The organism is Methanocalculus alkaliphilus (genome assembly GCF_024170505.1).
Classification (GTDB): Archaea; Halobacteriota; Methanomicrobia; order Methanomicrobiales; family Methanocorpusculaceae; genus Methanocalculus; species Methanocalculus alkaliphilus.
This window is the reverse complement of the sequence record NZ_JALJYG010000003.1, coordinates 95,309-111,289: the sequence shown is the minus strand read 5'-3', so window position 1 is coordinate 111,289 and position 15,981 is coordinate 95,309. Positions and strand designations below refer to the sequence as shown.

General features: G+C 52.1%; 24 protein-coding genes. 18 read left to right on the top strand and 6 right to left on the bottom strand.

Annotated elements, in window-relative coordinates; translation table 11 throughout:
- Positions 1-25: 25 nt before the first annotated feature.
- The 3 genes from J2T58_RS03505 to J2T58_RS03495 all read right to left on the bottom strand — a co-directional run bounded on the left by J2T58_RS03505 (position 26) and on the right by J2T58_RS03495 (position 3,055).
- Positions 26-901, bottom strand: coding sequence for a glycine betaine ABC transporter substrate-binding protein (locus tag J2T58_RS03505; protein ID WP_253487467.1), 876 nt, complete (start codon positions 899-901; stop codon positions 26-28).
- Positions 902-1,002: 101 nt separating this feature from the next.
- The gene (locus J2T58_RS03500) at positions 1,003-1,848 is read right to left on the bottom strand and encodes an ABC transporter permease (protein WP_301287458.1); all 846 of its coding nucleotides are present in this window, start codon (positions 1,846-1,848) and stop codon (positions 1,003-1,005) included.
- The gene (locus J2T58_RS03495) at positions 1,838-3,055 is read right to left on the bottom strand and encodes a quaternary amine ABC transporter ATP-binding protein (protein WP_253487465.1); all 1,218 of its coding nucleotides are present in this window, start codon (positions 3,053-3,055) and stop codon (positions 1,838-1,840) included. Before J2T58_RS03495 ends, J2T58_RS03500 begins: the two co-directional genes overlap by 11 nt.
- Positions 3,056-3,365: 310 nt before the next feature.
- On the opposite strand from J2T58_RS03495, the gene J2T58_RS03490 reads away from it, so the two are divergent.
- The 3 genes from J2T58_RS03490 to J2T58_RS03480 all read left to right on the top strand — a co-directional run bounded on the left by J2T58_RS03490 (position 3,366) and on the right by J2T58_RS03480 (position 5,654).
- The gene (locus J2T58_RS03490; RefSeq protein ID WP_253487463.1) at positions 3,366-4,061 is read left to right on the top strand and encodes a hypothetical protein; all 696 of its coding nucleotides are present in this window, start codon (positions 3,366-3,368) and stop codon (positions 4,059-4,061) included.
- 40 nt (positions 4,062-4,101) lie between these two features.
- Complete coding sequence (locus J2T58_RS03485) at positions 4,102-4,377, top strand: thioredoxin family protein (RefSeq protein ID WP_253487461.1); 276 nt, start codon at positions 4,102-4,104, stop codon at positions 4,375-4,377.
- Between the two features lie 221 nt (positions 4,378-4,598).
- Entirely contained in the window at positions 4,599-5,654 is a 1,056-nt protein-coding gene (locus J2T58_RS03480) for an RRXRR domain-containing protein (RefSeq protein ID WP_253487459.1), read from the top strand.
- 18 nt (positions 5,655-5,672) lie between these two features.
- Here J2T58_RS03480 and J2T58_RS03475 read toward each other — a convergent pair whose 3' ends face one another.
- Positions 5,673-6,245: an HVO_0476 family zinc finger protein gene (locus tag J2T58_RS03475; RefSeq protein WP_253487457.1), complete on the bottom strand. Its 573-nt coding sequence runs from the start codon at positions 6,243-6,245 to the stop codon at positions 5,673-5,675.
- Between the two features lie 33 nt (positions 6,246-6,278).
- On the opposite strand from J2T58_RS03475, the gene J2T58_RS03470 reads away from it, so the two are divergent.
- The gene (locus J2T58_RS03470) at positions 6,279-6,707 is read left to right on the top strand and encodes a DUF371 domain-containing protein (protein ID WP_253487455.1); all 429 of its coding nucleotides are present in this window, start codon (positions 6,279-6,281) and stop codon (positions 6,705-6,707) included.
- Positions 6,708-6,711: 4 nt separating this feature from the next.
- On the opposite strand, the gene xseB is transcribed toward J2T58_RS03470, so the two are convergent.
- Both xseB and xseA read right to left on the bottom strand, forming a co-directional pair.
- Complete coding sequence (xseB, locus tag J2T58_RS03465) at positions 6,712-6,894, bottom strand: exodeoxyribonuclease VII small subunit (RefSeq protein WP_253487453.1); 183 nt, start codon at positions 6,892-6,894, stop codon at positions 6,712-6,714.
- Positions 6,878-8,122: an exodeoxyribonuclease VII large subunit gene (gene xseA, locus J2T58_RS03460; RefSeq protein WP_253487451.1), complete on the bottom strand. Its 1,245-nt coding sequence runs from the start codon at positions 8,120-8,122 to the stop codon at positions 6,878-6,880. Before xseA ends, xseB begins: the two co-directional genes overlap by 17 nt.
- Before the next feature lie 37 nt (positions 8,123-8,159).
- Here xseA and J2T58_RS03455 point away from each other — a divergent pair, with 37 nt between their 5' ends.
- The 14 genes from J2T58_RS03455 to ftsY all read left to right on the top strand — a co-directional run bounded on the left by J2T58_RS03455 (position 8,160) and on the right by ftsY (position 15,977).
- The gene (locus tag J2T58_RS03455; protein WP_253487449.1) at positions 8,160-9,017 is read left to right on the top strand and encodes a sugar phosphate isomerase/epimerase family protein; all 858 of its coding nucleotides are present in this window, start codon (positions 8,160-8,162) and stop codon (positions 9,015-9,017) included.
- A gap of 59 nt (positions 9,018-9,076) precedes the next feature.
- On the top strand, positions 9,077-10,357 hold the full coding sequence (locus J2T58_RS03450; protein ID WP_253487447.1) for a hemolysin family protein: 1,281 nt from the start codon (positions 9,077-9,079) through the stop codon (positions 10,355-10,357).
- Positions 10,358-10,375: 18 nt separating this feature from the next.
- Positions 10,376-10,990, top strand: a complete 615-nt coding sequence (purN, locus tag J2T58_RS03445; protein WP_253487445.1) for a phosphoribosylglycinamide formyltransferase — start codon at positions 10,376-10,378, stop codon at positions 10,988-10,990.
- A 24-nt stretch (positions 10,991-11,014) separates the two neighbouring features.
- Complete coding sequence (locus J2T58_RS03440; protein ID WP_253487444.1) at positions 11,015-11,341, top strand: ribonuclease P protein component 4; 327 nt, start codon at positions 11,015-11,017, stop codon at positions 11,339-11,341.
- Complete coding sequence (locus tag J2T58_RS03435) at positions 11,325-11,567, top strand: YhbY family RNA-binding protein (protein WP_366518437.1); 243 nt, start codon at positions 11,325-11,327, stop codon at positions 11,565-11,567. The genes J2T58_RS03440 and J2T58_RS03435 overlap by 17 nt, the downstream gene beginning before the upstream one ends.
- Before the next feature lie 91 nt (positions 11,568-11,658).
- Entirely contained in the window at positions 11,659-12,108 is a 450-nt protein-coding gene (locus J2T58_RS03430) for a 30S ribosomal protein S19e (protein WP_253487442.1), read from the top strand.
- A 12-nt stretch (positions 12,109-12,120) separates the two neighbouring features.
- Positions 12,121-12,459: a DNA-binding protein gene (locus tag J2T58_RS03425; RefSeq protein WP_253487441.1), complete on the top strand. Its 339-nt coding sequence runs from the start codon at positions 12,121-12,123 to the stop codon at positions 12,457-12,459.
- An 8-nt stretch (positions 12,460-12,467) separates the two neighbouring features.
- A complete protein-coding gene (locus J2T58_RS03420; RefSeq protein WP_366518431.1) occupies positions 12,468-13,070 on the top strand; it encodes a DUF7411 family protein in 603 nt (200 codons plus the stop codon).
- A complete protein-coding gene (locus J2T58_RS03415) occupies positions 13,067-13,219 on the top strand; it encodes a 50S ribosomal protein L39e (protein ID WP_211530270.1) in 153 nt (50 codons plus the stop codon). Before J2T58_RS03420 ends, J2T58_RS03415 begins: the two co-directional genes overlap by 4 nt.
- 3 nt (positions 13,220-13,222) lie before the next feature.
- Positions 13,223-13,486, top strand: a complete 264-nt coding sequence (locus J2T58_RS03410) for a 50S ribosomal protein L31e (RefSeq protein WP_253487439.1) — start codon at positions 13,223-13,225, stop codon at positions 13,484-13,486.
- 1 nt (position 13,487) lies between these two features.
- Entirely contained in the window at positions 13,488-14,150 is a 663-nt protein-coding gene (locus J2T58_RS03405) for a translation initiation factor IF-6 (RefSeq protein ID WP_253487437.1), read from the top strand.
- A 5-nt stretch (positions 14,151-14,155) separates the two neighbouring features.
- Entirely contained in the window at positions 14,156-14,347 is a 192-nt protein-coding gene (rpl18a, locus tag J2T58_RS03400) for a 50S ribosomal protein L18Ae (RefSeq protein ID WP_253487435.1), read from the top strand.
- Positions 14,337-14,792, top strand: a complete 456-nt coding sequence (gene pfdA, locus J2T58_RS03395; protein ID WP_253487433.1) for a prefoldin subunit alpha — start codon at positions 14,337-14,339, stop codon at positions 14,790-14,792. Before rpl18a ends, pfdA begins: the two co-directional genes overlap by 11 nt.
- A 9-nt stretch (positions 14,793-14,801) precedes the next feature.
- A complete protein-coding gene (gene ftsY / locus J2T58_RS03390) occupies positions 14,802-15,977 on the top strand; it encodes a signal recognition particle-docking protein FtsY (protein ID WP_253487431.1) in 1,176 nt (391 codons plus the stop codon).
- Positions 15,978-15,981: the final 4 nt, after the last annotated feature.

Below are 15,981 nucleotides of genomic sequence, written 5' to 3'. Positions count from 1 at the left end.
GTCTCCTCTGCCGTTACACGACAATTCAGCCGTGGAGCCAGGAGTTGACCGTATCAGGGTTGGCTGCAATCCATGCCTGTGCGGCTTCCTTGTCGGGAACCCCGTCTTCGATCGCGGTCATAACCTCTGCAATGTCATTGCCGGTCCACTCGAACCGCTCGATGATGGCATATGCTTCAGGCTGGTCCTCTTTGAGGCCGAGGCGGGCGATAGTGACGACATCCTCTGCATCGCCATAGACACCCTTTGGATCATCAAGGAACTTTAAATCCCAGCGACCGAACTTCCAGTGTGGAGCCCATCCGGTGACAACGACCCATTCGTCCCTGTTGATGGCTGATCGGAGTTCAGCTGCCATGCCCGCACTGCTGCTTGCAACAAGCTCATACTCGAGATCATACTCTTCAATCGCATTCTCCGTTGCAGTCATAATTCCTGCACCCGGGTCGATGCCGATGATCTTTCCATCAAAGTTCTCCGCAACATCGTTCATCTCCTCAATGGAGTCGATGGTGACGTATGCAGGAACAACAAGACCGATACGTGCCTCTCCCTTGATGTTCTCATTCACATAGTCGAGACGATCTCCATACTGCTCCCAGTATGTTGCGTGGGTGAAGGGGAGCCATGCAGTCGTGGTGACATCGATATCGCCCCGTGCAAGACCTGCATACAGGGGTCCTGCATCCACACCCATGATCGTCACATCATAGCCTGCCTGTTCAAGGACCTCTCCAAGGACATATGAGCTTGCAATGGCACAGTCCCAGGTGACCAGCCCGATGGTTATCTCTTTTGCAGGCTCAGCCGGTGTCTCATCAACACATCCTGTTACAAGGACTGCTGAGAAGAGCATAAGCCCCATGATAAGGGGAATTATTGTTCGTTTTGTAATCATCATTTCACCATCCATCCCGTCCTATTCGATGGGATAAATAAAAGTCTATAGAGACCGATACTGCTTTTGCAAGTATTATATTAAAAAAGTTGGTGGGTACCTTTTTATTTGATGAGATTCTGTGTGATCCGATCGAGGATGATGGCAATGATGACAATAGCAAGTCCGGCCTCAAAGCCCATCGCGATATTGACCCGCTGAATCCCGACAAGAACCTGATATCCAAGCCCGGCTGCGCCGATCATCGATGCGATGACGACCATCGAGAGTGCGAGCATAATACATTGGTTCACACCTGCCATGATCGTCGGGAGTGCCACAGGCAGCTGCACCTTGATCAGCTTCTGGCGGGGGGTGGCGCCGAAGGCATCGGCGACCTCTATCAACTCGGTTGGAATCTGGCGGATGCCGAGGTTTGTCAGCCGGATCGCAGGGGGCATCGCAAAGACGACTGTTGCGATCATACCCGGCACGTTACCGAGGCTGAAGAAGATGACTGCAGGAACGAGATACACAAACGCCGGCATCGTCTGCATGAAGTCGAGGAGCACCCTGACGAAAGCATTGATGGTGTCGTTGTTTGCGGCAAGGATGCCTATCGGTATCCCGATGATAAGGGCGACAATCGTCGATGCAATGACGAGTGCGAGGGTCATCATCGCATGGTTCCAGAGCTGGAGGTTCCAGATCAGGAGCAGCCCCGCAAAACTGAGTAGTGCCAGTTTATGATCCCGCCGGGTTACGAAGTAGATGATGATCGCAAGGATCGGGATGAAGATCTCCGGTGGCAAAAATGTAAGAATATCCTGGAATCCATTCAGGAGGAACCGGAGAACCGCGGTGATGCCATCAAGGAGCCACCCGAGATTGGCCTCGATCCAGTCGACGAGATCGGATACGAATGCCCCGATAGGGATCTTTGGGAGATCAATTCCAATATTAAGCGACAATTGGTTCACTCTCCTTTCGGGCAAGGGCAGAGAGGACCGAACCTCGGACAATAATTCCTTTCAGTCTTGTATCGTCATCAACGACCGCAAGAGGGAACCTTGATTCAGCTATCTCGGGAATGATATCCGCAAGGGGTGTCGTCAGGTGGACCTGTGGAACTTCTCGTACAACGATCTCCTCAAGGGTTTTATGGTCATTCCTCACCGCCTCGACGACATCATCGATGGTCACTATCCCTTTCAGGATACGGTGCTGTGTAACGACAAAGAGGTTTGAGATCCCATACTCCTTCATCAGCCTGGCAGCAAGGCGTGGCCCGCTCTTACAGGAGATGATCGGATCAGCCTTCTTCATCACATCCTGCGCCGTCAGTACCCGGGTCATATCAACATCGGCGACGAACCGCTCAACATACTCGTTGCTTGGGTTCATCAGGATCTCTTCAGCGGTCCCGATCTGGATGATCTTCCCATCCTTCATAAGTGCGATCCGGCTGCCGATCTTGAGGGCTTCATCAAGATCATGGGTGACGAAGATGATCGTCTTGCTCAGCCGCTGCTGGAGATCGATCAGTTCATCCTGCATATCACGGCGGATAAGTGGATCAAGTGCACTGAATGCCTCGTCCATCAGGAGAATCTCCGCATCACTTGCAAGTGCGCGTGCAAGGCCGACCCGCTGCTTCATTCCTCCGGAGAGCTGATCCGGCATACTCTCTTCATAGCCGGCAAGTCCGACGAGCCGGATCGCCTCTGTGGCTTTTGAATGCCGCTCAACAAGTTCAATCCCCTGGATCTCAAGGCCGAAGGCGACATTATCGATGACCGTCCGGTGAGGGAGAAGGGCAAAGTTCTGAAAGATCATCCCAAGCTGCTTCCTGCGGATCTCCCGCATCTCTTCCTCATCCATTCCGACAATATCTCTCCCATTTATGATGATCTTCCCCTCGGTCGGTTTGACAAGGCGGTTTAAGCATCGGAGAAGGGTGGACTTTCCACATCCTGAAAGCCCCATAAGGACGAATATCTCGCCTTTATAAACTTTAAAAGAGTTTTTGTCAAGTCCTACGGTTAACCCGGTCTTTTCAAAGATCTCCGGTTTTTTCTTCCCTTCCTTCAGCATCTGAATGCCTTTTTCGGGTTTACTGCCAAAAACCTTGTATAAATCCTGTACTTCTATCTGTATTTCCTGATTATCTTCTTCCATAGTATTGCCTCCATATCTGTTCCGATCCGGTGGCTGCACCGATCTCATGCTCCCCCCGGACCTGGCTCTGGATGATAAAATAATATGTTCTTATGAGTTCTGTATCAAAAACCTTCCTGCATTAGTACCCTTGTATAAAGTCCTAATAGGTGTTTGGGTCAATTGGGGATTATATTCGTTATCAGTTATTGCAAAGGACCGGCCATCGCGTGATCCTGTCGCACCATCAGCAACCCCTTTCTCTCATCTGCATCAAAATGAGGGGTATTGACAAAGGCTTTAGATGTCCGGTGACAATATTTATATCAATATGGCACAGCAGAAGAAGAAAAAGAAGGCAGAGCCTGTCAACTGGACGAAGATTGGAGCGATATCCATCGCTGTTCTTTTTGCTGCAATGATGGCGCTCTCTCTCCTTGGGACCGGATGGATTGGCGGGCTTCGTGCTATCCAGCCGGGCGATGGCGTTGTTATCGATTATACACTATACAATGATGATGGAATACCTGTTCTGACCACATCCGATCAGGTTATGGCAGATGCAGAGAGGGATAATATTTTTGTCTACCTCTCCGGGCCGATCCAGGTGACTGCAGGGTATGCTCCGGCAGATGATACCATCGCTATTCCGCATCGCTATGCTGGGATCTCTCCGTTTGCACTCTTCAGGACAGAATTTAAGGCGATAGCCGATTCAGTCATCGGACATCGTGAACGTGACCGGATCACCGTCCCCTTCACTTTTGAGGATCCCGATTCCCCGCTTGCCAGGGAGATGACCTTCGACCAGTTTAAAGAAATAGGCGGAGACATTGAGACGGTACAGATCGGTGAACTGGTTCCGCTCGGATTTGCCGACTCTCCAACGATTGCACTTGATGGCGTTGAGCCTGATGTAAAGACACGGTTTGCCTATGTGATGGCCATGACCGATGATACGATCACGCTCAGGTATGGCTATTCACATGCCGTTGTCACGATCCACTCTGTCAGAGCGGTATCATAAACCAATACTTTTTTCATCTTCACCACGAAGAATCACGATCATGGTTGTGAAGATTCTCTCCTTTTACCAGGATGGGTGTATGGGGTGTCTTGAACAGGAACCGATCAATACAGAGATTGAAGAGGCGTTATCAGTCCCCATCGAATCGATTAATGCAAAATCAAACCCTGAATATATTAGTGAGTACCAACTCAGGGTGACACCGACGACGGTCATCATTTCAGATGGGGCCGTCGTCGAAAAGGTTGAGGGTGTCCTTCATCGCGAAGAGTTCGAGGAACTTGTTAAAAAATATCTGTCAACCACCCATGACTAAAGTCATGGGCTTGCAAACGGCTACGCGAGACTAAACAGTTAGACTAGGAGGCATATTCAGATATGCAGCAGCATTACGGGCTACAAGAACGGCAGAATGTTTCTCTAGTTCTGCCCTCTTCCGGACACGCCGAATCCGACGTATCTTTTCAGATACTAAGCCTGTCTTGCCACTCCGAAGAGACATGTAACTCCGGTTTAACCGGATGGAGGTAATCCCTCATGCGAATCCCTGTATTAGACACTAACAAAACACCTCTTATGCCGACAACACCGACAAGAGCCCGGCTCTTACTGAAACAAGGTAAAGCCAGACCCTATTGGAACAAACTCGGTATATTCTGCATCATCCTCACCTATCAGGTCAATCCAGACAACCAACCTCTCGTCATCGGTATTGATCCGGGTAGTTCCTTTGAAGGATGGTCTATTGTTGGTACACAAGAAACCGTTCTAAACGGCATGTCCGAAACACCAAAACATGTCGAAAAGGCGGTTGAAACCCGTCGAACCATGCGAAGATCCAGAAGATACCGTCATTGTTGGAGGCGTCCTGCACGATTCAGAAACCGTCTCAAAAACAGATCCTCCATCCCGCCGAGTACTCGCGCCAGATGGAACGCCAAACTCCGGATTGTAACACAGCTCCAAAAGATCATCCCTCTGACAGATGTTGCTGTCGAAGATATTGCCGCAGTAACCAAAAAGAACTGCAAACAATGGAACTCCAACTTCTCTCCTTTAGAGGTGGGTAAACAATGGTTTTACCGTACAATCCGATCTCTCAACCTCGATCTCCATCTTCGTACCGGATATGAAACCAAAGACCTCCGGGATCGATTCAACCTCAGAAAGACCTCTCAGAAGAAGAAACCTGTCTTCTCCTCTCATGCAGTAGATGCCTGGGTTATGGCGGCAGACGTTTCCGGAGCCAAACAACCAACAGAACGAGGTTTATTTTATTGGACTCCGATCAGGTTCCATCGTCGTCAACTCCACCGACTCCAACCCGAAACAGGAGGGATCAGAAAACCTTATGGAGGAACGATCTCTCTGAACCTAATCCGTGGAACATTAGTCAACCATTTCAAACACGGTTTATCCTATATAGGAGGTTCAATCAAAGAACGACTCTCATTACACCATTTCAGAACAGGAAAACGATTAACGCAATCTGCTAAACCAACAGACTGCACAATCCTGACCAGAATAGCATGGAGAACAACACACTATACCGACACCAGGCAATCGGCATTCCTCTCACGACTAAAGTCGTGAGTTTCCTGCCTGATTCGATCATGACCGTTCACCATAGATTCGTTTGATAAAACGTGCCTCGGCATAGGAGCCCGGCTTTCTGATAACCTGTCCATCCCTCATTTTTATCCGGGTTACACGGAACTGACGTCCTCCGACATCGGTGATCTCCCCGATGGTATAGGCAGTCTCTCCATCCACGGCTTCGTAGAGTGGTATCGTTGTCGCCCCTTTATGGAGTGATGCCCGGATAATGACCGTATCGACCACCCTCGTCCAGAGGCAGGTGATATCCTTTACAGAAGCCCTCCTCCGCCTTGCAGGGCCGATCTCGATTCCGGTCACCTCGACACCAAAGATATCGTCTCCGACATCAGCGACAAATGTGTCCCCGACGTTCACCAGCTCATCATCTGTAAGCTCTATGACTCCTTTCTTTGACTCAGCCTCGCTACTGACGATGGCAGGGATCTCACGTATGGCAGGGATTGTAATGGTGATGCGGTGTATGTGATCACACTCACAGCAGCGTACCGTGGCGGGTGATCCATCACGAACGATATCGTGGTCGGTCTCCTCTTCACACCCAGGGCATCTGATCGATATCGACATGCTCTATAGATAGTACATAGAGACTCTTAAACAATGGAGATCAGGGAAGTCATTCAGTGCCGGGGCCATGCCAATGTAACCGGCCGCCATCCGACCACATTTATGATCACGACTGAGGACGAGATGACCCTGAAAGGTGATTGTATCATCGGGATTTCAGCAGATGCATCTCTTATTGACCTTTCAGATGCCTTTTGTGATCTCCTCTCCGATGATCGTACGATTCTCCGGACCATCCTCTCTGTTGAGGGTATCGTCTGTGAGATACGGTCAGAGGGATCTGCCCGGATGGCACTCGATCATCCGACAGATTTTGTCTGGAGAAGAAGCGACTTTGTCTGCGGCCGTACAATCGGCATCAGGTCAGATTTCGTGGCGCGCACCCTTCCGGAGGAGCTGATAGCGGCACTCTCCTCCGGTGCAGCGATGGAGGTCATTCTTATTGCAGAAGGGGTAGACTGACCCTCTACTCTTCTGTCATCTCGAGGATGCGAAGTTCTGCGTCTGAGAGGAATGATTCACACTTTTTGATCAGGTCAATACCATCCTGATACAGCCTGATGCTCTCGTCAAGGGGTGTATCCGGATCCTCAAGCCTCCGTGCTATCTCACGGAGTCGTTTTACCATCTCTTCATATGTCTCTGTCATGGTGTACCTCGGTTATCGTCGCCCCTGCCTCTCCATCTGAGAAGTAGATCGTTACTGTATCGCTTCTCTTCAGCTCAGCGGCTGATCTGATCAGTTCTCCTTCAGCAAAGAGGAGGGTATATCCTCGTCTGAGGGGTGCACGGCTGTCAGCGGCATGGATTTGTGTTGTAAGGTGCTCAAGCTCTCTCTTCTCCCTCTGAAGACGGACTGCCATCCCTCGCTGAAGCCGCTCCAGCAGGTCCGAGGAGGTCTGTCTCATATCGCTGAGACGCCGCTCTAATCTCCTGCTGATGATCCGGAGCCTGAGTTCCTCCAGATCGTCTCTGCACCTCTCTATCCGGTCAAGGAGGGTTGTCTGCATGGACTCCCTCCTGTCCTGAAGCTCAATCAGGAGCCGGGCCCGGTCAGCGACGACGAGTTCGGCGGCGGCAGACGGGGTCGGCGCCCGCAGATCACTGGCAAGGTCTGAGAGGGTAACATCCACTTCATGGCCGATGGCTGAGATGATCGGGGTTGAACAGGCAGCGATTGCCCGAATGACATCCGGATGGTTGAAGCAGAAGAGATCCTCGAAGCTCCCCCCGCCACGGGCAACGATGATCACATCCACATGCCCATCCAGCCGGGTTATCGCAGCTGAGATATCACTATGGGCATATTCACCCTGAACCTGTGTCGGTGAAAGGATGAGATCGACCGGGAACCTTCGTGAAAGGATATTTCTGATATCCTGGAGGACTGCCCCGGTCCTTGAGGTGACGACCCCGATACGGGCGGGATACGGGGGAAGAGGCTTCTTTTCGGATTCGAGGAAACAGCCTTCCTTCGCCAGCTCCTGCCTCCATCGTTCAAGGAGGAGATATTTTTCCCCGGCTCCTGCATGGATGAGTTCATTTCCGATGAACTGTGTCTTCCCATACGGGGGATAGTGATCGATATAGCCGGTGACGATAACATCCATGCCGTTTTCGGGCGGGATCCTGATCTTCTGTGCGGCACGGCGCCATATTACACAGTCGATTGCCGCATCCCCGTTCTCTCCTCTGTCGGAGAGTGAAAAGTACATATGACCGGATGAGTGGAGCCGGTAATTGGTCACCTCACCCCTGACCCGTACCCCCCGGAGTTCTGGTGTGTCAAGCCTCTCCCTGATGATGCGGGAGAGATCGACGACGGAGAGGATCTCCGGCTCATCCGATAGAAGGGTTGCCTGCTCACCACCGGGCATGGGAATCTATTTGTGTCCGGATGTGAAGAATCTGCGTATGGTCCGGCTCGGTGCTTCAAGCATGTTCTTTCATGAGTATGCCCTTCATTCTGTCTTTTCGGGAATTGTCGCATCAGGTCTTGATACGATTGAATTCTGGCTTGAAACACCATCGTTCTGGACGACCGGGAGGAAGCTGAAGAGCCTTGAGGCGGTGACAGCCGACTATCCGTCACTTGTTCCGATCACCGTTCATGCCCCCGTCCTTGATCTGAATCCGGTCTCAGTCAACCCCGAAGTCGCCACGGTATCGGTTGAGACTGCCTGTTCAGCCATCCGGATTGCGGAGCACCTCGGTGCCGGTGTTGTTACGATTCATCCAGGCAGGAGGACGGCGAAACGGCCTCCGAGCAGGGCTGACATGGATCGGTTTGCACACTACATGGAGGCAGTTGAGCGGGTTTCCCAGGGCCTCTCCGTTGCAGTTGCGGTAGAGAATATGGAGCCGAAGGTAAACGCCCTCCTGACAACACCTGAGGCTGTCCGGAGCGTGCTGGATGAGTATCCGAACCTCTTCTTTACCTTCGACTATGCCCATGCCCTGATGAGCGGCCCCTCATCTCCTGATGCGTTCCTCTCACTCTGTGGGGATCGTCTTGTCAATGTGCATGCAAGTGATGCCTCAGGCTCATCCATGCATCACCCCCTCACCCTGACCGGTGGAATGAATGAGCTGGCCGGACTATTGAGGAGATATGGGTATGACGGTCCCGTCATTTTCGAGATAGAAGATCTCGGTTTCCCGGAGGCACCAGGATTTGATGAGAAGATTGCCATCCTCTCAAGGGAGGCTGACTCTTTCCGGGAAGCATGGCACAAACAGGTATATTTATCATTTCTCAACTCCAGAGAATGATTACACGAAGCAACCATGAACGATACTTCACGAAGAGCGTCAGAACGGGGTGATAGTTGATGGCGGCTGATGCACTCCATTTTACCCTCTTTTTTATCTGCCTCTTCTTATCTGGTTTCTTCTCCGGATCCGAGGTTGCTCTTATAGCAATTAACAAGGCAAAGGTCCGCACCCTCCTCGCTGAAGGGAGCAAAAGTGCTGTTGCCCTTGCAAAACTCAAGGAGAACACCGATCATCTTCTGATCACGATCCTGATTGGGAACAATGTCGTCAATGTATCTGCGGCGACCCTGGCAACGGCGATTGCAATTGACTATTTCGGAGATGCCGGGGTGGGGATCGCAACAGGTGTTGTCGTCATCCTGATGCTCGTCATCGGGGAGATCGGTCCAAAAACCTATGCTTCAAAGCGTGTTGACTCATTTGCCCTCTTTGTTGCCCGCCCGATTCTGGTCCTTCAGAAGATCCTCACCCCGGTCCTCTGGCTCAATGATATTATTCGGAAGGCTCATGCCCGTGATGATGCTTCCTACCATCAGGAGGTGACGGAAGAGGAGATCAAGGAATGGATCGATGTCGGTGAAGAGACTGGTGCAATAGAAGAGAATGAACGTGAGATGCTCTTCTCGGTCTTCCGGTTCGGGGACACAACCGCCCGTGTCGTGATGACACCCCGGCCGGATGTGGTCATGATTGATGATACAAAAAACCTCGAGGAGACACTGGATATCTTTCATGAGACAGGATTCTCCCGGATTCCTGTGTATCATACGCAGAAAGAGAATATCATCGGCATTCTGAATGTGAAAGATGTCTTCAGGGCGGTCCACTCCGGAGAATCAGAGACGGAGATACCGGATATTATCCATGAGGCGTATTTTGTTCCGGAGTCCAAAAAGATCGATGATCTCCTCAAGGAGCTTCAGTTTAAACAGACCCATATTGCAATCATCCTTGATGAGTATGGGAGTTTTGCCGGCGTCGTCACAATCGAGGATATCCTTGAGGAACTCGTTGGCGATATCCTTGATGAGTTTGACACGGAAGAAGAGGAGGTTCAGAAACTCGGTGATGGCATCTATATGATCGATGCCCAGGCGTGGGTTGAGGATGTCAATGAGATCCTTGAATCTCCCCTTCCACTTGAGCCTGACTGCTATGAGACGGTGGGGGGGCTCGTCTTCACCCGTCTCGGCCACATCCCCCACCTTGGCGAGTCCTTTGAGATCCCTGAGATATCTGCCCGGCTGATCGTCACCCAGATGCGGGGGAGGCAGATCCTGAAGGTGAAACTTATCTTCAGGAAGCAGCCTGGTGGTAGCGAATCCTTAACGATATGAGCGACCCATAGGTATGGTATGAAACGCATCGTCGTGCTTGCATCGGGAAGGGGATCGAACTTCCTTGCCGTCGCCTCTGCGATTGCAGAGGGGAAGATTGCGGGCCGGTGTGTTGGGCTCATCGTTGATCGCAACGGAACACTTGCTGCCGTGAGGGCAGAGAGGCAGCGTATCCCGGTCATTACTATCAATTATCAGGAGTTCCGGTCAAGGGATGAGTATGAGGCGGAACTTTCTGCTGTTCTTCGATCATTGAACCCCGATCTGATCGTGCTTGCAGGGTACATGAGGATTCTTGGCTCGTCCATCATCAGGGAGTATGCCGGAAGGATCATCAATATCCACCCTTCACTCCTTCCTTCATTTGCCGGGCTGAATGCACACCGCCAGGCAATCGAGTATGGTGTCCGCCTATCCGGCTGCACGGTACATTTTGTGGATGAGGGTACAGATACCGGCCCCATTATCCTTCAGCGCTGGTGTGATGTTAGCGAAGATGATGATGAATCAACCCTCTCTGATCGAATCCTCACGCTTGAGCATGAGGCGCTGCCGAAGGCCGTCTCCCTCTTCTGTGAGGGGCGCCTGACGATTGACGGGCGGCGGGTCTTTATCTCTGATGAAGCAGAATAAACGGCTTTTCCGGGTGTGGATGGTATGGCAGAGAAACTTCGTCCGGGAAATGGGAAACGGATCGCACGGGAACGCATCGATATTCTCTTTGCACAGGCAGCAGAATGGGCAGATGGAGATACCGGCCGTGCAGAACGGTGCATTGCTCTTGCACGACGCATTGCAATGAAACAGAGATTACGAATGCCGAAACGATACAGGAGGCAGTTCTGTCGCACCTGCTATGGATATCTGGTACCGGGCCGGACTGCCCGGGTCAGGATTCAGCATGGAAAGGTGATTGTAACCTGTCTTCTCTGTCGGGATCAGCGACGCTATCCGGTGGTGAAAGAGCATAACGGAAAAGTATGATACATCAGCTATCCAGACGTTGAAACCGACGATCTGGGTGGGAAAGCAGGGGATCACTCCTGAGGTTACCCAGGAGATCAGATCACAGCTGGAAGTGAGAACGATCATCAAGGTCAAGTGGCTGAAGAACGCTTCAATCGATCCCGAGGCGATCGTTGAAGGGACAGGCGGGGTTGTTGTTGCCACCCGTGGCCGGATGATGGTGATTGCAAAGAAGAGAGGGTGACTCTTCTTCTCCCATGACCTCGAAATTTATATCAATAGAGCCAGCTTATAAGTAAAGACTGTTAGTGAAACACAGCAGTGAGGAAAAGACCATGACTACGGTATTTGATGTCCCGGCTGATCTCCTCATCAGGAAGGTCGCTCTGGATCTTAAGGAGAAACCTGAGATCCAGGCACCCGAATGGGCGGAGTATGTGAAGACGGGAGTTCATAAAGAGATGCCCCCAGAGAACACCGACTGGTGGTATTTCCGCGCAGCAGCAGTTCTGCGCCGTGTATACGTCGACGGTCCTGTCGGCGTTGAGAGACTTCGGAGTGTCTATGGGGGAGCCCAGAACCGGGGTTCCAGACCCTCCCGCTTCAGAAAAGGAAGTGGATCAATCGCCAGGAAGATCTTCCAGCAGCTTGAGGCTGCCGGTCTTCTTGAGAAGGCAGCCGGTGGCCGGAAGGTATCGCCCGCAGGCCGTTCATTCCTTGACCGGGCTGCATACAGTCTCAAAGATGAGGCTGTTTCGAAGGCTCCCGGCCTTGAAAAGTACTGAGGTGACGCTTCCATGGGAGACGATGAGTTAGCCGAACTCCGGCAGCGCCGGCTTGCACAGCTTCAACAACAACAGCAGAGTGAGGAGCATGAGGCCGAGCGCCAGCGTCAGGTCGAACAGCAGATCCAGATGGTGCTCATGCAGGTTCTTGAGCCTGAAGCACGTGAGCGGTTAAACACCATCAAGCTGACAAAACCCGACTTTGCACGTGCTGTAGAGCAGCAGCTTGTCATGCTTGCCCAGCAGGGGCGCCTCTCCAGTACACAGAAGATCACTGATGCACAGCTCAAACAGCTCCTCGCACAACTGGTGCCGCAGAAGAAAGACTTCAAAATCCGACGGGTAGGATGAAGGTTGGTATGCTCTACAGTGGTGGTAAGGACAGCAGCCTTGCCGCAATCCTGCTGTCGCGGGATTATTCAGTAGAGCTTGCGACGTTTGTCTTTGACCCGATGCGGGAGGTTTCACAGGTCGCGGCGGCGGCAGAGGCTCTGGGATTGCCCTGGAGAAAAATGACCTTTGCGCCAGGTTTCATTGATGAGGTTATCGGGATACTGAATCGGTGTGGGTATCCAAACGAGGCCATCAATGAGATCCACCGACGGTCCCTCTGTGTTCTTGCACAGGAATATGAGGTGGTCGCCGATGGCACACGGTTTCTCGACCGTGTGCCGATGCTGACACCAGCGGAAGTGCAGAGCTTTGAAGACAGAACGGGGGTCTCATATATACGCCCCCTTCTTGGGTTTGGCAGACGTGAAATAAAACGACTGGTGGGTCAGATGCTCACCGTCGTCTATGGTGAAACGTCACAAATTCAGAATGGTGATTATGAACGCGAGATCCGCGATGAGATGACCCGGCGTGGCATCGACTGGTCGGGGATCTTTCCGAAGAATCATCAGCAGTCTCTCGTCACCGGGAGAAAAGAATTACGAGATCAGGTTGGTGAATACCAATGAGTAAGCTGACAAAAGGCCGAAAGATTCGAATGGCGAAAGCCGCCCAGCAGAACCGGAGAGTTCCGTCATGGGTCATGATCAAGACGAAGCGCGCAGTTGTGTCCCATCCAAAGCGGCGTAACTGGAGACGCAGTACTCTGAAGGTGTAGGCAATGGTTGAGGCAGTAAAGGAACAGATCTATAACATTCCGCTCAGGGATGCAAAACGCGCTCCAAAGTGGAAGCGGGCAAAAGTCGCCATCAAGGATATCAGGACATTCCTTGAGAAGCATATGAAGGCAGAGGACGTCAAACTGGATCGGAATATCAACGAGAAGGTCTGGGAGCGCGGAAGCCAGAAGCCACCACGGATGATCCGTGTCCGTGCAATGAAGTTCTCTGACGGCCAGGTACAGGCAGAACTTGCCGGTGAGTAAGATGAAATATACCCTGTCCCTCGATGGCGATCCAAATATCGGGGTTTTTGCCCGGGCATTTGAAGAGTTTGCCATCCTTCCTGAGACCGTCCCCGATAGCTTTGCTGATGCTGTAGCAGAAGCCCTTGATGTTGAGATTGTCCGGATGTTCCTGCAAGGTACATCCATCATCGGATCTCTCATTACGGGAAACAGCCGTGGAATGGTGGTCTCCGGGATGATCAGTGAAGAAGAGCGTGGTCGGCTCGAGGAGTACGGGGAGGTCATGCTCCTGGATGAGACGATGAATGCTGCCGGCAATGTCATTCTTGTCAATGACGAATTTGCCCTTGTTCATCCGGAGATGCCGGTCACGCTGATGGATCGAATCAGCGAATTCCTCAAGGTTCCCGTCGAGCGGATGCAGATAGCCGGGATACCGACTGTCGGGATGGCATCGGTTGTGACGAACAAAGGTGTTCTCCTCTCTCCACGGGCGACACAACATGAGATTGACCGGGTCGAGGCCCTCACCTCGCTTCCGGTCGGATGCGGTTCTGTCAATATGGGTTCAATCCTTGTTGGCACCGGGGTGATTGCAAACTCAAAAGGTTTCATCGCCGGTGGTGCAACGACAGGCTTTGAGCTTGGAAGGATGGAAGACGTCTTAGGATTACTACGGTGAGATGAATGGAGTTAAGAGAGTTTGAAGTGAGTGGTGCTGTGAAGATCGGTGATTCCTGGAAGCCATATACCAAGGTCATCGGTGCACCAAACGAAGTACAGGCGAGAGAGCGCATTTATACGCTGATCGGTAGCAAACACCGTCTCGAGCGAAGATTAATCAAAATTGAAAGCATAAAGAGTGTCAATGCAGAGTAATACCCGCACTCCGACGCCCGAACAGGAGTTCCAGACGCTTCAGATGTATCTATCCGAGTTTAACCAGCAGATCGAGCTATTCTCACAGCAGCTCCAGATGGTTGAACAGGCACGGATGGAGTCGGCTGCCGCCATCGAGAGCCTGAAGGGGCTGAAAGAGACGACTGATGCCATCACCCTCCTTCCCATCGGTGCCGGCGCAGCCATCCATGCCCGCGTCATCGATCCGGATGCTGTCATCGTCAGCATCGGTTCAGGGGTGTCAGTGAAGAAGTCCAATGATGAGGCTGTCTCGTATCTTTCTGATCGGATCAGTGAGATGGAGGCTCAGGGGAGACGCCTTGCCGAGACGATAGGGAAACTTCAGAATCAGGCCGCAGAGGTTGGAAGACGCCTTGATCAGCTGTACCAGGCAGGTCAGACCCAGTCCCGTGGCCGGAGCTGATCGGGGAGTATGTTTGAAGGACTCAGGAATAAACTCCGTGATGTCCGAAACAGGCTTGGCGCTTCCATAGAGGCGCATTCTAAGCCTGTTTTGGAGTCCGGTTCACCTGTCGCAGAGGATGAGACGGTTCTTCCTGCACAGGCAGATATCCCATCGGCAGATCCGGAGCCTGACCCGGCACCGCTGGTGGAAACCGTACCAGGAGATACCGTTTCTGCACCGGCTCCTGAAAAGGATGAGCAGGGGCGCGTATCTGCAAAGCAGAGATGGGCTGAGGAGACGGAGCAGCCCGTCCGAAAGACCGGTTTTTTTCAGAAATTCAAAACACTTGTTGTCGAACGTGAGTTTGTTCTGACCGAGAAGGATGTTGCAGAGCCGCTTTTTGATCTTGAGATGATTCTGCTTGAATCTGATGTCGCCCTTCCGGTGACCGATGCGATCATCGCTCATATGAAGGCCTCCCTGGTCGGCACAAACAGGAAGATCCGTCAGGAACCTGGAGAGATTGTCAGTGGTGCACTCAGAGAGGCGCTCCGTGAGGTTCTCGGTGATGGCCTTGATATCTCTGCATATATCCGTTCACATGACCGGCCGGTGAAGATCCTCTTCACAGGTGTTAATGGAACCGGAAAGACGACATCAATTGCGAAGGTCGCCGATCTCCTCCGAAGAGAAGGCTTCTCCGTTGTCATCGGTGCCGGTGATACCTACCGTGCCGGGGCAATCGAACAGATACAGGTTCATGCAGATCGTATAGGTGTCCGCCTCATTCACCATCAGGAGGGTGCGGATCCGTCTGCCGTCCTCTTTGACACGGTTGAGTATGCACGGGCTCATTCCATAGATGTTGTCCTCGCCGATACCGCAGGCCGGTTCCATAACCGGGCAAACCTGATGAGTCAGCTTGAGAAGATCAGGCGGGTTATGAAGCCGGATCTCATCCTGTATGTTGATGAGGCGACGGCAGGTAATGACGCTGTTGTGCGGGCTGCCGAGTTTGACCGGACCGTCGGCGCTGATGGTGTCATCCTGACGAAAGCGGATATGGATCCAAAAGGTGGAGCGGCAATCTCCATCGCCTACACCATCGGAAAGCCACTGGTCTTCCTCGGGGTCGGCCAGGAATACTCGGATATCAAACCATTTACACCTGATCTCATCCTCGATGCGATCCTGGGGGACTGATTAA

Excerpts from the sequence above, each read along its gene's own strand:
- rpl18a (WP_253487435.1), top strand. The coding sequence starts at position 14,156 with ATGGAGTTAAGAGAGTTTGAAGTGAGTGGTGCTGTGAAGATCGGTGAT.
- J2T58_RS03450 (WP_253487447.1), top strand. The coding sequence starts at position 9,077 with ATGGCGGCTGATGCACTCCATTTTACCCTCTTTTTTATCTGCCTCTTC.
- J2T58_RS03415 (WP_211530270.1), top strand. The coding sequence starts at position 13,067 with ATGAGTAAGCTGACAAAAGGCCGAAAGATTCGAATGGCGAAAGCCGCC.
- J2T58_RS03475 (WP_253487457.1), bottom strand. The coding sequence starts at position 6,245 with ATGTCGATATCGATCAGATGCCCTGGGTGTGAAGAGGAGACCGACCAC.
- J2T58_RS03490 (WP_253487463.1), top strand. The coding sequence starts at position 3,366 with ATGGCACAGCAGAAGAAGAAAAAGAAGGCAGAGCCTGTCAACTGGACG.
- J2T58_RS03480 (WP_253487459.1), top strand. The coding sequence starts at position 4,599 with ATGCGAATCCCTGTATTAGACACTAACAAAACACCTCTTATGCCGACA.
- J2T58_RS03430 (WP_253487442.1), top strand. The coding sequence starts at position 11,659 with ATGACTACGGTATTTGATGTCCCGGCTGATCTCCTCATCAGGAAGGTC.
- pfdA (WP_253487433.1), top strand. The coding sequence starts at position 14,337 with ATGCAGAGTAATACCCGCACTCCGACGCCCGAACAGGAGTTCCAGACG.
- purN (WP_253487445.1), top strand. The coding sequence starts at position 10,376 with ATGAAACGCATCGTCGTGCTTGCATCGGGAAGGGGATCGAACTTCCTT.
- J2T58_RS03420 (WP_366518431.1), top strand. The coding sequence starts at position 12,468 with ATGCTCTACAGTGGTGGTAAGGACAGCAGCCTTGCCGCAATCCTGCTG.
- J2T58_RS03455 (WP_253487449.1), top strand. The coding sequence starts at position 8,160 with ATGGTCCGGCTCGGTGCTTCAAGCATGTTCTTTCATGAGTATGCCCTT.
- J2T58_RS03440 (WP_253487444.1), top strand. The coding sequence starts at position 11,015 with ATGGCAGAGAAACTTCGTCCGGGAAATGGGAAACGGATCGCACGGGAA.
- J2T58_RS03410 (WP_253487439.1), top strand. The coding sequence starts at position 13,223 with ATGGTTGAGGCAGTAAAGGAACAGATCTATAACATTCCGCTCAGGGAT.
- xseB (WP_253487453.1), bottom strand. The coding sequence starts at position 6,894 with ATGACAGAGACATATGAAGAGATGGTAAAACGACTCCGTGAGATAGCA.
- J2T58_RS03495 (WP_253487465.1), bottom strand. The coding sequence starts at position 3,055 with ATGGAAGAAGATAATCAGGAAATACAGATAGAAGTACAGGATTTATAC.
- xseA (WP_253487451.1), bottom strand. The coding sequence starts at position 8,122 with ATGCCCGGTGGTGAGCAGGCAACCCTTCTATCGGATGAGCCGGAGATC.
- J2T58_RS03425 (WP_253487441.1), top strand. The coding sequence starts at position 12,121 with ATGGGAGACGATGAGTTAGCCGAACTCCGGCAGCGCCGGCTTGCACAG.
- J2T58_RS03405 (WP_253487437.1), top strand. The coding sequence starts at position 13,488 with ATGAAATATACCCTGTCCCTCGATGGCGATCCAAATATCGGGGTTTTT.
- J2T58_RS03485 (WP_253487461.1), top strand. The coding sequence starts at position 4,102 with ATGGTTGTGAAGATTCTCTCCTTTTACCAGGATGGGTGTATGGGGTGT.
- J2T58_RS03470 (WP_253487455.1), top strand. The coding sequence starts at position 6,279 with ATGGAGATCAGGGAAGTCATTCAGTGCCGGGGCCATGCCAATGTAACC.
- J2T58_RS03505 (WP_253487467.1), bottom strand. The coding sequence starts at position 901 with ATGATGATTACAAAACGAACAATAATTCCCCTTATCATGGGGCTTATG.
- ftsY (WP_253487431.1), top strand. The coding sequence starts at position 14,802 with ATGTTTGAAGGACTCAGGAATAAACTCCGTGATGTCCGAAACAGGCTT.